This window comes from Bradyrhizobium sp. (assembly GCF_035309285.1).
GTDB lineage: Bacteria > Pseudomonadota > Alphaproteobacteria > Rhizobiales > Xanthobacteraceae > Bradyrhizobium.
The window spans coordinates 51,299-67,470 of record NZ_DATGFH010000177.1 but is presented as its reverse complement, the minus strand read 5'-3'; the positions used below and the strand labels follow the sequence as shown (position 1 = coordinate 67,470).

The window sequence follows — 16,172 nt, the reverse complement described above, 5'->3', positions numbered from 1 at the left end:
TCGTGTCTGCGGACTGGTTCTCTCTGTGCGCGATCGCTTGTCTGTTCTGAAATCCCTCTCAGGAACGCACACCGAGCCGCATCGCCGACAGTAGCCACGGCTCAATCCGCAGTAATTGTGCGCTGTCCTGCGCGATTGTACGATCGCGATGCGCGAGGGATTGCGTCGAGATCGTTCGCCTGTTTTTTCTCCGAAATCACTTCATGGGGACAGGTAAACGACAATGCCATACATCGAGACCGCCGATGCGAAGCTGTATGTTGAAGAACACGGCGATGGATATCCGATCATTTTCGCGCACGAGCTCGGATCAGACCTTCGGCAATGGGAAGACCAGGTTCGCTACTTTTCACGGGCCTATCGCTGCATCGCGTACAATGCTCGTGGCTATCCGCCGAGCGATGTCCCCGAGGATCCGGCAGCTTACGGGTGGGAACGCTCGATCGATGACATGGCGGCTGTGATGGATGGGCTCGGCATCGACCGCGCCCATGTCGTTGGTCTCAGCATGGGCGCCTACGCTGCCTTGCAGTTCGGACTGCGATATCCCAACCGCGTCAGCGCGATTGTCTCCGCAGCCGCGGGATCAGGATCATCGCCATCCTACCGTCATGCATGGTTGAGAGAGAGTGCCGTTCTGGCGCGCGCATTCGCCGAACGTGGTCCGGCGACGATGGCCGAAAAAATTGCAACAAGCGCGGCCCGGATTCAGCTCAAATACAAGGACCCAAAGCGCTGGCAGGATTTTGCCGATCAACTCCGTGATAAATCGGGGCGGGGACTATCGAACACGATCGTCCGTTGCCAGGCATTGCGGCCGTCCTTGCACGATCTGCGCGACCAGTTCTCAACAATGACAACCCCGGTCCTGCTCATCGTCGGCGACGAGGATGCGGCCTGTCTCGAAACTAATCTGATGTTGAAGGTGACACTTCCCAATGCCGGCCTCTGGATCGCGCCCAACACCGGCCATACCATCAACCTCGAAGAGCCCGCAGCGTTCAATGCCCACCTCGAGACCTTCCTGGGTGCGGTCGAACGGCGGAGCTGGCGCCGGTCCTATACAACCGCTAGGATCGCGAGCAGGCGCCTAGGCCACGAACAGAGCCTGCAAGCCCGCACTCAGATCCAGGTTGGCCACGAGCAAAGCGACAGCAACGTCATCCTTTTGCATCACGCCAATGAGACTGGCAACATTTCCCCTAGCGAGCTTCCACCATAAGAACCCGGCCGGTCCTCATCTGGCGCCTTACGCAGCTATGTCGAGCCCCTGACCTTATGGCACCTGCATTTGCGCCGGGATGCAGCCGAGTTTATCTGTAAAGGACGCATCGGCGCTGATATCGGCGACGTCGCGCAGGTAGTCGAACGGCGATGCCGCGATTTCCTTTGCTTCTGGCACCAGCAACTCGTCCGAATGAAGGAGCGTGGCTTGGGACATGTCGGCGAGCCGGCCGAGCGCTTCACCGCCGGTGATCCGCGTCACAGGCACGTGGATATGATCCGGAAACTGCGCCTGAAGATCCGCGCGCTTTCCGTTCTGCAGATCGATCAACAGCCCGTGGACCGTGGCGATGAATGTGGGATCCTGGAAGACGTCATGGTTCTCGTAACCGAGCCCTCTCGCCAGAGCCCGTCGGGTCGTGATGCTGATCGGCTTTCCGGCTTCGACGCGCTGGATCGTGCGCACGTCCAGGCCAGCGGAGGCCGCGACCGCGACCGCCTCCTGGGACTAGTGCGACGCCTCCCGGATACATTTCGTCCAAAATCCAAGGAGCGCGGGTTCGAGGGTGGTCATCGGTGCCTCTGACATGGAATCTGCCCTTCGTTGATGATGCCACCAACCTGTCATTGGCCCCCATATTTTGACACGACAGCTTCCCGACAAGGCGCCGTCAGTCGGGGGGCATATGGGTCTTGGGGGGCCAAGGTGGCGAGCAACGCAAGGCGCAGATGTCCCGGCGTCCTTGTCTGGCGCCCAGTCCTCTCGTTAAATAATTGAATAATCGGGAGTTTTTCTCAGAGCAGAAGGCCGTAACTTCTGGCATTCTTTGAGCTGCCGCGTTAATTGAGGCCAAAACCACCGTCCCGGCCGCGCCACTTATTCGAGGAAACGACATTGGCCTTCAAAACCGCCCCGCCACCCGACGCGGTACCCGATAGTCCTGAAAAAATCCTTCTGGAACTCCCTCGGCGTAAGATTCCGAGCGTGCTGCTGCATCAGGGGCAGATGATGCAAAAGTATGTTGCGGACGCGCAAGGCTCGTCGGACGTCGCATTGCAACTGCCGACAGGGAGCGGCAAGACGCTTGTCGGTCTCCTGATCGGGGAGTGGCTTCGACGGAAGAACCAAGAGCGCGTTGTTTTTCTTTGCCCGACCCGCCAACTCGTCAATCAGGTGGTTCAACAAGCCGAACAGCACTACGGCCTCAATGTTCATGGGTTCGTCGGATCGAAACACGATTTCGACGCAGCGGCCATAGCTGACTACCAAGCCGCCCGGAGAATCGCCGTCACCACCTACAGCGCGCTCTTCAATATTCGGCCGTTCTTTGATACCCCAAATGTCATCATCTGCGACGATGCGCACGCGTCCGAAAACTACATCGCATCGATGTGGAGCCTGTCCATACAGCGCAACGATCACGAACACGCTGCGTTGCATGAAGCGTTGTCCAACCTGTTCCAGCCGCTTCTCGATGCAACAGATTTTGGCCGGCTCACGGGTGAGATCGACGACAACCTCGCCGATGCAGCCTGGGTGGACAAATTGCCGACACCGGCCTTTGCGCCAATCGCGGCAGAATTTGTCAGTATCGTCGACCGGCACGTCGGACTAATAGAGAATCTGCGCTACACGTGGCGGCTTCTACGAGACAATTTGCACGCCTGTCACATCTATCTCACCCCGCAGCAGCTCTACGTGCGGCCGCTCATTCCGCCAACGTGGACGCACACGCCCTTCACGGCTGCACGGCAACGCATCTACATGTCCGCAACGCTGGGCGAGGGCGGCGATCTTGAGCGCCTGACCGGCAGGCCAAACATCACGAGGCTCCCCGTCCCGCCGGGATGGGACCGCCAAGGTATCGGGCGCCGGTTCTTTATCTTTCCCGAGATGACGTTAGATGCCGACGAGACGGACACCCTGCGTCAGACGTTGATGCAGCGCGTGCCGCGGAGCGTTGTCTTGGTGCCAAACGACCGGACGAAGGACAAAATTGTCCAGGAGGCCCGGTCGCTCGGCATCACCACGTTCGATGCAGCCGCGATCGAAGAATCCAAGGCCGGGTTCGTTACGGCGACCGGTGCCGCCGCCGTGTTCGCCAACCGTTACGACGGCATCGATTTTCCGGGCGACGAATGCCGACTGCTCTTCCTTGATGGTCTGCCGAGGACGACCAACCCGCAGGAGCGCTTCTTCGTTGCAAAGATGGGCGCGAACGCGCTGCTCCAGGGCCGCATCCAGACGCGGGTTGTGCAGGCGGTTGGCCGCTGCACGCGCTCTCTCCAGGATTATTCGGCCGTCGTCGTGACCGGAAGCGAACTGACGGACTATCTCAACAGCCCGGCCAGGCTGAGCTTTCTGCATCCGGAATTGCAAGCCGAATTGGATTTCGGAGCGCGCCAATCCACCAACGTCTCGATCACGGACCTAGCGGAAAATTTCGACATCTTCCTGCGCAATGATGCTGCCTGGGAGGCCGTCAATCGTCAAATCCTGGCCAAGCGCGATGCGTCTACGCAGGCAAGGCCTTCGGGCGTCGACCAGCTTCAGGCGGTCGTGACAGCGGAGATCAACTACCAAAAGAACCTATGGCAAAAACACTATGAGGGCGCCGTCGAGAACGCAGGGCAAGTGCTCGCGGTACTCACAGATCCATCGCTGCAGGGCTACCGTGCATTGTGGAATTACTTGGCCGGTGCTGCGGCCGCATACGGCGAAGCCGCGGGCGTTGCTGGCATGAGTGCGCGTGCTCGCACGCATTTTGCCGCCGCGCGCGATGCGGCCGGCGCCATTCGGTGGCTTGCATCGCTTGCGCGTTATCGTGCCGAGCTACCCGCAGTCTCGACAGAGAACCAGGCCCTGCAGGGGCAGATTGAGCGCCTTGAGGCAACGCTGCTGAAACTGGGTACCAAGCACGAAGCGCGTTTTGCTCAGAAGGAGAAGGCGATCCTTGACGGATTGAACTCTGCCGACACGACACAATTCGAGGTCGCGCATAAGGACCTCGGCGAAATGCTAGGGTTTGATGCAGGCCGCCATGAATCGGATGCGTCGCCCGACCCGTGGTGGACGTCCGGCAAATATTGTCTGGTGTTCGAGGATCATTCAGGAGCCGACCCGAAATCGTCGCTCGGGGCCGACAAGGCGCGCCAGGCGAATGGACATCCGAAGTGGATGAAAGCGAATGCCACCATCACGCACGTCACAGACGACACCGAGATTCTCTCCGTCCTGGTAACGCCTGTGAAGAGGGCCGAGATTGGCGCTTTCCCGCATCTTAACGGTATCGCCTTGTGGCCGCTTGCTGATTTCCGCGCTTGGGCCCGGGAAGCGCTGAATGTTGTGCGTCAGTTGCGGCGAACCATGGGCGATGAGTGCGACCTCGCCTGGCGCGCGGAAGCGCAGGCGGCCTTTGAGGCGAAAGGATACGACGCGGCAGGGCTTGTGCGGTCCTTGGCCGGGTTCAATGCAGCGCAGGCATTGAAGAAATAACCGGATATTCTCGAACCCGCGAAACGCCGGTGCAAGAGCGCACCGCTTGAGTTGCGACGAAAGGGTTAAGCGCCGCGAGATGTTCGAGGGAGTGCCGCCGCCGCCAAAAGGAACGGTTCTCTTGAATTGTACCTGCAAATGAAAAAGCCGCCCTGTTACGGGCGGCTTTTTCTGTTTGTCTAGCCTTTACGCGGCGAGCTTGGATTGTATCTCGTCGCCGTGCTTCTTAACGACAGCCAGAGCCTTGTTAAACTGGCGCTCTTGCTTACGGGCGCGCCGCCGGTCCATCGAGCGAACGACCCAGATGGCGAAGAGGGCGCCAATGAAGCCGGGCAGCATGAGGATGAGAACGAAAGCAGCAGCCGCAAGGTAGACGTACGGCAAGTACTTTGCTTTCAACTCTTCGAACTTGGCCCAGGCCTTTGCCTTCAGATCCTCAATGAACTTGTCGACCTGCTTCATTATTTCAGACTTAGCAGCATCGAGAACCTGACCCGGCAATTCCTGCGGCTCACGAGCAATTTTGTCGATGGCATTGCCGGCTTTCGCTAGTTCGCCATTTCCCTCGAAGTGAGTTTCGGGAACGGGCTTCAAAGGATTGGGTGAAATTTTGGTGGTGCCAACGCCGTCCTGGTGGACTTCAACACTGAGATTCTTACGAACGGTGATGTCGGGAAGCAAGCCGTTCGCGTATGCGAGCGACGTACCCATTGTGAAAATCGCAGCAACAATCGCGTACCGAATGGTGTTTCGGCTGAACATGGTCGTCTGGGGATCTCCCCACTCCCTGGTTGCAATGCCGGGTATGTAGTGCGGCCAAGCTGTCGGGATTATGAACAACGGTACAGGCAGTTTGTGTGCAACCGCAGATGCCATGGAGCAGCTTCAGAAATCCGGCTTAAATTAATTGTTGGCAATCAACTTCAGGGCGAGCTGTTACTTTGTAACATCAAGCCCCCGAAGTGGGGGCGTTTGCTATCGAAAGGGTAGAGATTGCCAACACCGCCAATGTCTTAATGTCTAGGCGACAATACCTGACGACGCCAATGCCAGTAATGCGTAGATTTGATGTGTCCAGGTGTAACGCCGAGTTATGCCGCTGATGCCTTTGCCGCCATTTGTTTTAGTCCACGCGAGGACAGGAACACTTTCTTCGGTACATCCGGTGGACAAGCAGGGCAGACCACGGGGCGATTGCTCCGTGATACTCGCCGCGACTCGACCAAAACGGTTTCGGGTCGGCCGGATGCGACCGCATCAATTTGGTCGTCAAACAAAGAGCGCTCTACAGCATACATTCCACCCCTTGCGCCTTCGAACCCGCAATTCCAGGCGGCAAGCGCTTGTCCATATTGAAGCGCAGCCTCAATACCCCTTACGCCTGACTTCCGAAGGCCAACCTGGCCCCCACTGCCGATCTTGGCGATCAACCCAGCAGTACACCAATCGCCGGACCCGCAGGTGTCAGCCAACCTCGGCGGGGTGATCGCCGAAAGTTGTTTCCAATCAGATACACTTCCTCCCAAGCGATGGCGGAAACGGAGTCCTCGGGACCCGAGAGTTTGAATCTCAAGCAATGTTGCTGACCCACGCGCCATGGCTCCCCCGACGGCGGTCAGACGTTCATCCGCATACTTTACGATGTGCGAGAGCTTTAGGGCCTCTGCCATGAGCTTTGGATCGGATTTACCCGACGGCTCAAATACGACAATCCCGCCTTGCTCGGATGCCTCTGCGGCAAGCGTCAACGCGGCCCGCGAAAGCCTGTCCATGAAGAAAACATTGCATTCCACCAAGCTTGGCCCGACCGCCTCTACCGATTCCTTCGTTACCGCCTTAAAGCCCGGAAGCCATTGCCCGCAGTGAGGACACGTCCATGAAAACCGATGTATTGGTTTGCCATCGCGACCGCGCCGAATCTCCTGAATGATAATCGGCGTATGCGAGGTTGGCTTGCAGCCCGCAAAATCCAACCGCACACCCCAGCGCTTCATATCTTGCTTGACCCGTTGAGAAGCCGGATCGCCGTTGAGACGAGCGATCGGGAACGCGTCCCAGCCAAGATAAGCCAAAATCGACAGAACATTGCCGCATGTCCCACCCGCCCACGAACGAACCGGAGCCGCGGGATTCGCGCTCATAACCAGATCTAGCGCGATCAAGCCGGTACCAAATACCTGCGGTCGTTGCTCGCCAGCCCTCATCGAATTGCCGTCCTTTCGCTCAGAAGCGGTGGCCTGGGTTGTGGATATGCGTCCCCCTCAAGCCATACGTGCACGAGGTGCGGCGACTCACTGGCCTGCGAGACTGACGCATCCAGATCGTACCCGATCGACTCAAGGTATGCGACCGGCAAGTCACGTTCCAAGGCAGCCAATAAGGCGCCGAGCGCCATCACCTTGCTGCCAACCGGTGACAAAACCAATAACGAACCACCGACCTCCTCAAAAACCGGTCGACGGAGGTCATCCAATCGGAGGATCGTCCGGTAGAGGTCGAGGGGGTCGTCCTCTGCCGCATAGACGATATTGCGCGCGTCCACCGACCATCCGATCTCCAACTCCGTTAGATAATCCTCCGCCAGCTCATCGCCAAGCCTGGGATTGCTGGCCGGAAACGGCAAGATCGGGCAGGTGTCGTGAGGTGCAACGAAATCGTGAAGGCGGCCCAAGGTGGCTCGCCGCCCCGATGCTAATTGTGGCAACCAGAGCTTTGCCGCACCCGCTGATCCGTCGAGGGTCGACCCGCCGCGAAATCCGTGAACATAGCCGGGCGCATCGCTCCCGACCGACTGGATTGCTGCATCCAGCGTTGGATCGTGGGCCACAAAGAGGTGGAGATTGGGCGGGCCTTTTCCGCGCTCAATTCGTTCCACGAGGTAGCGAATGAGCGGAAAGCTTGTGCCGACAGATAACGCGCTGGTGTCGACGACAACGTCGGTGATGTTGTCAAACGACTGACGGTTAACGACGGTCACGGCGTTCCGACCGCCGACCACGGCACCGTCCACGCCAAAAATCTCAATCGGCACGACCTCAAAGGTCTTAAGGAGCGACGTCATCGCCGTTGTGTTGTTTGTCGCGCGCACGACCAGATTCTGAGCCGGTCGCGGCCGATTTTCTTGCATCAGTAATCCGGAAATCGTCGCGGCCGTCTTGGTCAAGCGAGCCATCACGGCAGTCGAACGCGGGTCGAAACCGGCGCCGGCAATGAAAAGAACGTTCTTGCCGCCGCTCCCGAAATAGTCCGCAATGAACTTGTCCACCTCGTCGGCGCGATGCGAGATGCAGGGATCCCAGCGACAGGGGCGCAACATGTCAAATCTCGCCTAGCATACGGATAAGGTCATCGGTCCGCCGCTCCAGAAAGCCCCCGCGCTTCAACGTCAACCCATGGTGCAAAAGCAAGACACCTCCAAGCTCGATCAGGCACCAGATCTTTTTCTTGGTCCCGTGATTGGGAACTAAGACGAACGCATTATACGCAACGCCGAATTGCAGCACTCGTGCGAGATCGGGATAATTCGAGGGAATAGCATCAAACTCTTCTTGGGGAATGCCGATAGCGGAGGCGCCGCCACCGAGCGAGGCATTCCCTTCGAGGCTCTTGTTCAGGCATTCGCTCGCCATGGCGTCCGCAAGCCGTCGAACGAGCGGATGCTGAGGAAAATCCCAGTCGCGCACAATCTCCGCGGCGCGGTCGCGCAACAGCTTGTGCTGCACACCACTTGCCAGCATTGGAGGCTTGCCACGAATGAGTTGGGTTTCCGATTGCGAGACCAACCGTGCGGCCAGCTGCAAGAATTGCTCGGCATTTTCCGAACTTGCATCGCAGAGCGGATCAATGCCGAAAAAATAGGGGCGATCGTGCCGGTGAAGCAGCTGGATGCGCGCGCCGTCGGCGACCCCAGCATCGGCCGTCAACGGGCGGCTGGGTTCAGCGTCGGTGGCATCATGTTCGTCAAACAATCCGCGTTGCGGGATTCGCTTCGCGTAGCGCTCCAGCAGGATTGATAGCATTGCGAGTCGCAGGTCCTCGCCATCTTCGCCGGCCGACTGAAGATAAGACGCGATCTCCGCTTCCAATCCTTGCCGCCGCTCTGGGGTAACAGCATATCGTCGCTGAAGGGTATCGACCTGTTTCGCCAACTTTTCGCGTTTGCCCGCAGCGATTGGGTCGGGTTCAGTTGACAGCAGGTCGCCCAAATTGTGGAGCCCGCGACGATTGAACACCTCCATATGCCGCAGATAACGGCCCGCCATGTCTTTCGCCATTTTGCGAAAGGCGCGCCGCTGATTGAGACGGTCATCGCCACTCTGCAGCCAGATACCGGTGATCTCCCGCGCGCGCTTAAGTCCTGGCTCTTCCGGCGATTCGCCGGGCGCCTGCTCGATCAACACGTCTGCAGGGGTAAGGGCGTCGAGTCGGGTCAAAATCCAACGCGCGACCTTGAGTTCGCGTCGGGCCAACCAACGCCGAAGCGCCGCTAGCTGAGACGGATGCAGGCTGTGCGCATCGTCAAAGATCACCAATGGACGCAACAACGAGACGACACTATCTTCGACGATCCGGAACGACTCGATGACATCGAAGGGCCGATAGGCAGCGGCAGCTTCGCTGTCGATTTCCGAAATCTCAGGCGGCATCAGAGCAGCCGAGATTCGGTAGATCGCCAATTCGACTTCGCGCGCGCGCGCCAGTAGGTCGGTCGCCTTAACACCACCAATGGCCGTCAGTGCAGCGTCCGCATCGGCCCGAGGGACAATCTCCACCTGCTCAAGAGAAACGCCAGCAGCTCCAAAACTCCTCAGCCACGCTAGCACCGTGCGGGCCTGGAGCAGGGCAATCATCAATCCGGTCTTGAGGTCTTCCGGATACGGAAACTCCCAGAACTCTCTGTACTCTCCCTCGAGCGGCACCCTGCCGCCCACGACCGTTGGGCGTTCATTTTCTATTGCGCCGCAAGACGTCAACGTATCAATGAGCGGCTTATAGGCTGTTAACGTGCGGTTGCGCAGCAGCGCTCGCAGCGTTGGAAACTGGAACAGGCGCGCGAGCGTCGTCTTGCCGCTGCCAGGTGTGCCGATAATGACTGCGAGCCGATCGTACAATCGGCCTTCCATGGCGGGCTTCTGAAAGAACGTTGCCAACGGTTCGGGCGTGACAACCGCCAAAAACGCTTCGTCGTCTCTCAGATATTCGGTCGCGCGCTTTTCGAACGGATTGGCCATTCCTCTACCTTACCCGCCATGCCGTTGCCGTCGACGAAACAGCGGTCGCATCGGCGGCGCGACCGTGCCCTCGTGATCGCCGCCATCCGTCTCGGCCCAGAGAAGAGCCACTGAGTTGTTGGGGGTGTTGTGATCGAGAATCAGGGGGAGGGCGCAACCACCGTAACCAAGGCCGAGGTGGGTTGCCCCGCCCACATCGGTGTGTCGCGTGCGAATAATTGGATCATAATATTTCTGAGTCAGAGCGATGAAACTATCGAAGCGGCCCGGCACCGAATCGATTGGCAAATCGTTGGGCAATTGCATTCCAAACGAGAAATGAACGGCCTTTGCCCAGCCATCTACAGTCAAACTGGATTGGGCTTGTTGCTGCCGCTCGCTGATCACCTGAGCTGCTGCCGCACTGCCCACATAATGGTGCACGCAAAGCTCCCAATCGTCCGACAAGATTTGATCGCCGTCCAGCGAAGCGGCTGCAGAGTCCACCGAATCTTTGAACCGAAGTAGCTTTCCGGTCCACTTCTGCTTTTCTGAATTGTATCGGAGAAATGACGTGCCAGTCCCCATGAAATCGTCAATGAGGTACACGAGACGGAAGCATGCCTTCGGATCATTGAGGTCGCGACGCAGATTGCCAAGCAGGTCCTGCCATTTTTCCCGATCGACCTGGATTGAGGGAACAAGCTGCTCGTTGCTGATTAAGCCCACGTTGGAATGCCGTAGAATGTCGATGCGGGCGCCATCGCTCAAACCCATGAATAACGTCTGACGCCGCAAACGTTCCGCTGCGGCAACAGCGTCCTTGTCAGCGAAGACCCGGTACGTTGGCATGCTACGCTTAGCAGCAATGGTGTGCACGAGCCGAGAACGAACGGTGCGCGGATAGAATTGCTCCACCAGTCGCTGCATCTCGCTCGGTCCGATGTAAACGAGAGCGTGCCTCACGAACGCATAAGCGGTTTCTCGCTCGTCGGGTCTAAATTGTTGTAACCATGTGGCCAAACTTTCGATGAAGCGCATCCCGGCCTGAAAGTCGCGATAGCCATCATACTTCAGGCGCGCCATCAGACGCAGCCACGCAAACTCCTCGCGAGCGCGATCGTCGTTCCACGCCATGATCTGTCCAAGAATTTTCAGACCAAGTTCCTGATTCATGCGAGGCCCGACACATCGAAACGGAGGTGTTCGCCAACCGGCCGTAAGCACTTGAGATAAGCGACGGTTGCAGCGACCCCGCGCTGACCGACCGGCGCCAGATTCCAGCAAGTCTGTGGGTCTACGCTCACCTCATCGACGCTAAGCGCGTAAGGTTCGCGCAATAGTTCGTAATCATTACCCGGCCAACGCCCTCGGTCGCCGATCGTCAACAGCCAGCCGCTGCCCTCAGTTCGCATGCGTTCGATGACGTTTCGCTTCGAGACCCCCTCTGAAACGATATCGATCGAGTGACTTGATCTCGTGATTTTGACGTGGTCCAAGGCGGTCATGAGGAGGACCTCATGCGCGAGATCCCAGAGCCTGTTCTCAGGCAGGAAGCACTTTGCCTCCAAGGTAATCTGGAAGCGCCGATCGGTCTGCGTCGCAACATCGATCAGTTCGGGCTGGGTGCGGAGGGCCTTCGCCAACTGCGCGAGAGCGTCGCACGTTCCCTCTGTGCCGTCAGGCGTGTGATTATCGTCAAGGCCTGCAATCTCTGCACCGTTGTAATATCCGATGAGAATACGTGACCATAGTGGTTGCGGCAGGCACTTTTGCAAATCCCGCCGAACCGACGCTCCACGACCTGTTGCAATCGCTAGTCTCGCGCCGGATTCCGCCAGCCGTATAAGCTCGGCGACGATCTCCTGGTGCGGAGGCTCGAATCGATTGCGGTTGTCGACAACGGTGCCATCGTAATCAAGGATCACGCCCTGAAAGGCCGCTTCTGCCAACCGTCCCTTAAACGCAACGAGCGCCTTCTTCCAGCGATCGAGCTCGCCGCGCGCGAAGAGTCGCTCGAGAGAAATACCAGACTTGCGCGCAATCGCCGTCGCTTGCTGGATCGACGCGTAAGGCATTTTGGATCCGACAATCCTCGGCAGCGGCAAGTTGTAAAGTTTTCGTCCAAATTCAGGTACGCCAGGGCGACCGGGATCGATATTGCGAGCCTGTCCTGCCCATCCCGTGATGCGCAGGGCGCAGATCAGGGAGATGATCGGCAGAGTGGATTCCTGTGCGTCGAACGTCAAAACCGCCCGAGGAATCTCCGGCGGAATCTGCGCGAGCGTCCTCTTGGCGAGATCGGCATCTTCCGGTCCCACAAACACGAGCATCCCTGTCGCGTCAGCTCGCTTGGCTAGCCAGTGATGCCGGCCATGAGCGAAATTGCGGAAGTCGGCAACCTGGAGATTTCCAAGCGCAGCCTCGGTGAATTTCGATTCCAGATCGACCGCACCTATTCGGGTCGACGTCCCGTGCAACACGAGCGTGGTGCCTCGCCCCCAGAGTGAAGAGCACTGCAATTCCCAGTCCGCCCAAATCGTATTGTTCTTTAAGAGTCGCTCGATTGCCGCCGCCCCCTCAATCCAACGGTCATTTCCGCCGAATTCGCTCACATAGGCTCTTGTAAGAACTGCAGCGAAAGCGAGGAGCGAGTTGGTTGCCAGGAAGCCATCTTTTCCGGCCGGCGGCTCGTAGAGCAATAAGTCAGCGAATGAATGTTCTCGGGCCGCATCGGCCAAGGCGCTTTGGGACTTACCGCAGAGGACGCCCAACTGACGTGGTTCTCTCGAGGCGAGAACGTTGAAAGCCCGAAGAATATCCACATTTCCGCCACCCGCGCTCAACAGCCACGTTGCGATGCCGGGATCGAGCGGTTCGCTGACCGCTTCCAACGGTGTGGCGACGGCTGCCAAGCGTCCCGTCCATTGCTGATGCAAACCCGCAAGGACGTGGGCACTCGTCAGCGATCCGCCTGACCCAATTGCCCGTAGGCTCGACAGTCCCGCGGTTCTTACGGCGACACGGAGACGTTCAACATCGGTTGTCTCCGCCCAAGCGAAGGTGTCGGCCAACTTTGCCATCTCAGTTGCATACGACTTCGCCATGGACGACCATAACCCTTGAAGTCGAGAAGGCTCGCCGTTCGCATATTGCGTCGCACGCGCCTGAATATCATCAAATTTGGTCGTCCAGCGACTTTGCGAGGACGCCCAGCGCGAGCTCAGATCATAAGACTGTCTGGAGGCTTTTATTCGCCGAATCGCGAGATAGCGAGCACCACGAAACGCCACAACCTCGCCGAGGCAAGTAAGGCCGATTCAAATAGGGATATCCCGCATCACCGGGCCGCGCTGCCTCGAATCGTGCTCTGCAATTAATTAGGAGAGGGTGGCCCCCGCGGGCAGATTCCGAAGGCCGGTTCGCGTGCAGCGTTCTGGGTTATAAGTCTGCTTGGGATCGATGCCGGAATCATGCGCGATTGGCATCTTTGTGTGCCCGACGGGTCGGAATTCTGTGATACAGGCTGCGATACAAAATGTGATACATTTCCTTCCTTGAGGCCGAAAAAGTGTAGTATTTTCAATATCACGGATTATAGTTGTGGGCGCTCCGAGCGCACCATAAGCACGCTTTTTGAATCGGTCGAATCGGACGCGCCGATCGAAGCTCGTGAACTTCGCGAGATAGCGGGCTCCTTCGCCCGGTTTATCAAGGCCGCGCGGTCAAACCGCGGCTGCCTTGCGTCGGCGCATCACTGGCCGCTCTGCCTCTGAAAATACCCGCGAACTCCGTTCCTAACAGGGCCCGACGCTCCCTGGTAGCCCGCTCCTCTCCAGCGCGGGGGCCGACGCAGCTCGCCGCCCGCATTCAGCAGTGCAAAGTGAAGCGTGCCCACCATTCCTGCCGACGCGAAGATGGTAGGCACGGCGCTTTGCGCCTTTGCCCACCCCGCGCTTCCCGCTATGCCGGCAAGTGCGCTACGTGTGGTGATGACCGATGAGCTGGAAGCGATCGATGTCCGCGCCTTCATCACTCCGCGCGCGAGGCCTCACCCACATCGGCTTGCGAGAGAATCCCCTGCCGCAGCGCGAGCCGGACCAGCTCGATGTCGGAGCCGACGCCGAGCTTGTCCTTGATCAGCGAATGCAGGTTGGCGACGGTCCTTGGACTCAAGTGCAGTTCCTCGGCGATGTCCTGCGTCGTCCGTTCGGCGAGCAGCATCCGGAACACCTCGAACTCCCGCGGGGTCAGCACGTCGGCAGCAAGCGTCTCGCCGGCAAGGCGCCCGAGCGCGAGTTGATGATCAATGTCCGGGCTGATCGCCATCCGGCCGGCCAGCACGTCCATCGCGGCACGCACTAGCGTTTCGGGCGGGCTCGTCTTGGTGACGTAGCCCCTGGCGCCGGCGCGGATCGCCTGCAGGGCAAATCCCGCGTTCTGATGCATGGTGAACACCAGCACGCGGGCAGTGCGATCCCATTGCCGGATGCGCCGGATCGCCTCGATGCCGCCGATACCCGGCATCGCCAGATCCATGATGACGAGATCGGGCTTCACCTCCTTGAAGCGCCGGTAGGCTTCAGCGCCGTCGGAAGCTTCGGCGATGACTTTCAGTCCCGGCTGCTTTTGCAGAACCGATCGATAGCCTTCGCGCACGACGGCGTGATCGTCGACCAGCATGATGGTCCCGCCGGCCGCCGTCATGCCGCGTACTCCGCGCCGGCACGATGATCGTCTTCCGTCCGCGCCGGCGATGGCGCCGCGACCGGAATGATCACGCGCAGTGCAGACCCGCCGTGCGCTCCGGCCGTGAAGGTCATTCGACCATCCAATGCCGCGACGCGCTCGCGCATGCCAAGCAGACCCATGCCGGACTTGGCCGCACGGTCGGCCGCACGGCCGTCGTCGTCGACGATGAGCTCGATTTCCCTGGCATGTTCCCTGACATGTTCGCTGGCATGCCCGTGATCAACGCTCCCTTGCGCCGCGCGCATCGAAAGCTGCAGCACGACCCGGGTCGCTTCCGCATGCTTGGCCGCATTGGTCACGGCCTCCTGCGCGACGCGGTAGAGATTGGCGCCAACGGTGGCGGGCAGGCTTTCGAAATCGCCCGACAATCTGAGTTCAAACACGGTTTGACCGCGGCAGCGGCCGTTCCATCCGGCGATCAGGCCCTCGACGCTTGCAACCAGGCCCAGCTCCTCGACATCCGGCGGGCGCAATCTGAACAGCGCGCCGCGCAGTGTCTCCATCATGCCGGTTGCGGTGCGCGCGATGCTGTCGCACTCGGCGAGAAGCGCGGGACTATCCTGTGCGGCACTCGCCCGCGCCGATGCGGCAAGCGCACGGATGGCGGCAAGCGACTGCCCGAATTCGTCATGGAGCTCGCGCGCCAGATGCTGGCGTTCCTCGTCCTGGAGCGCGATCAAGCGGCGGGTCAATTCATTGCGTTCGGAAAGCGCAGTGGCGAGGTTTTCGGCGAGCTGGTTGAATACGTCGCGGATGGCCGAAAGCTCGGCAAGATCGAATGGCGGCAGGCGCGCGGCGAGGTCGTTGGCGGCAATGCGTTCGAGACCCCCGCGGATCAGTTGGGTCGGACGGAGTGCGCGCGCCAGGGCCGCATAGACGAGCGCGCAGAGCAGCGGCAGCGCCAGCGCGAGCGCGGCGATGAGACGGCCCGCCTCGTGCCAGGCGTTCGCAGTGAGCACGGCCGGATCGATCCAGGCGGCGGCTTCGCCGAGTGTGGTGCCGCCAAACACGACGGGGCGGACGGCCTGGCGGCCGGGATCAAACAGGCTCTGATAGAATGCCGCAAAGATGCGCGGCGGATGGCTGGCGCCGGCTTCCGCGCCGCCGCAATACTGCTGAACGACGTCCCCACTGGTTGTGCGATAGGCAATGCACAGGCCGGGCGTCATCAGCGACGTCGCGACGACGCCAAGGTCCGGAAACCAGTCGCGCCGCGGGGTGCTGACCCAGCTTGTTTTGCTTTGCTGCATCTCCAGCGTCTTCGCCGTGATCTCCGCGATCTTGTCGATCCTGGCATGCACGGACCTGTCGGCGTCGACCAGGAAATAGGCGGAGATGGCTGCGAAGCAGACGGCCGAAATGGCGGAGACCCGCAGCGTCAGGCGGTATTTGAGATCACCCTTGGCAAACCTCCACATCTCAAGATGCCTTGCATCGATGAAGCTGCCCGCGGGCAGCAAGCTGCCACCGCTTCATTTAACGACAGAACC

11 protein-coding genes are annotated in these 16,172 nt (G+C 59.6%); 2 read left to right on the top strand and 9 right to left on the bottom strand.

What is annotated here, in order from left to right:
- Window positions 1-223: 223 nt before the first annotated feature.
- A complete protein-coding gene (locus VKR55_RS32435; protein ID WP_324409485.1) occupies window positions 224-1,222 on the top strand; it encodes an alpha/beta fold hydrolase in 999 nt (332 codons plus the stop codon).
- A 54-nt stretch (window positions 1,223-1,276) separates the two neighbouring features.
- Here VKR55_RS32435 and VKR55_RS32430 read toward each other — a convergent pair whose 3' ends face one another.
- Window positions 1,277-1,555 carry a hypothetical protein gene (locus tag VKR55_RS32430; RefSeq protein WP_324409484.1) on the bottom strand — a complete coding sequence of 93 codons (279 nt, stop codon included), beginning with the start codon at window positions 1,553-1,555 and terminating at the stop codon, window positions 1,277-1,279.
- A gap of 564 nt (window positions 1,556-2,119) precedes the next feature.
- On the opposite strand from VKR55_RS32430, the gene VKR55_RS32425 reads away from it, so the two are divergent.
- Window positions 2,120-4,720: a DEAD/DEAH box helicase gene (locus tag VKR55_RS32425; protein WP_324409483.1), complete on the top strand. Its 2,601-nt coding sequence runs from the start codon at window positions 2,120-2,122 to the stop codon at window positions 4,718-4,720.
- Between the two features lie 186 nt (window positions 4,721-4,906).
- On the opposite strand, the gene VKR55_RS32420 is transcribed toward VKR55_RS32425, so the two are convergent.
- From VKR55_RS32420 to VKR55_RS32385, 8 genes are all read right to left on the bottom strand, one after another.
- A complete protein-coding gene (locus tag VKR55_RS32420; RefSeq protein ID WP_324409482.1) occupies window positions 4,907-5,596 on the bottom strand; it encodes a hypothetical protein in 690 nt (229 codons plus the stop codon).
- A gap of 215 nt (window positions 5,597-5,811) precedes the next feature.
- Entirely contained in the window at window positions 5,812-6,924 is a 1,113-nt protein-coding gene (locus tag VKR55_RS32415) for a PfkB family carbohydrate kinase (protein WP_324409481.1), read from the bottom strand.
- On the bottom strand, window positions 6,921-8,036 hold the full coding sequence (locus VKR55_RS32410) for a hypothetical protein (RefSeq protein WP_324409480.1): 1,116 nt from the start codon (window positions 8,034-8,036) through the stop codon (window positions 6,921-6,923). Before VKR55_RS32410 ends, VKR55_RS32415 begins: the two co-directional genes overlap by 4 nt.
- Window position 8,037: 1 nt before the next feature.
- On the bottom strand, window positions 8,038-9,951 hold the full coding sequence (locus tag VKR55_RS32405) for a hypothetical protein (protein ID WP_324409479.1): 1,914 nt from the start codon (window positions 9,949-9,951) through the stop codon (window positions 8,038-8,040).
- Between the two features lie 9 nt (window positions 9,952-9,960).
- Complete coding sequence (locus tag VKR55_RS32400; RefSeq protein WP_324409478.1) at window positions 9,961-11,106, bottom strand: phosphoribosyltransferase-like protein; 1,146 nt, start codon at window positions 11,104-11,106, stop codon at window positions 9,961-9,963.
- Window positions 11,103-12,845 carry an HAD hydrolase family protein gene (locus VKR55_RS32395; RefSeq protein ID WP_324409477.1) on the bottom strand — a complete coding sequence of 581 codons (1,743 nt, stop codon included), beginning with the start codon at window positions 12,843-12,845 and terminating at the stop codon, window positions 11,103-11,105. The genes VKR55_RS32400 and VKR55_RS32395 overlap by 4 nt, the downstream gene beginning before the upstream one ends.
- A 1,117-nt stretch (window positions 12,846-13,962) precedes the next feature.
- The gene (locus VKR55_RS32390; RefSeq protein WP_324409476.1) at window positions 13,963-14,637 is read right to left on the bottom strand and encodes a response regulator transcription factor; all 675 of its coding nucleotides are present in this window, start codon (window positions 14,635-14,637) and stop codon (window positions 13,963-13,965) included.
- Complete coding sequence (locus VKR55_RS32385; protein WP_324409475.1) at window positions 14,634-16,100, bottom strand: sensor histidine kinase; 1,467 nt, start codon at window positions 16,098-16,100, stop codon at window positions 14,634-14,636. Before VKR55_RS32385 ends, VKR55_RS32390 begins: the two co-directional genes overlap by 4 nt.
- Between the last annotated feature and the right edge of the window lie 72 nt (window positions 16,101-16,172).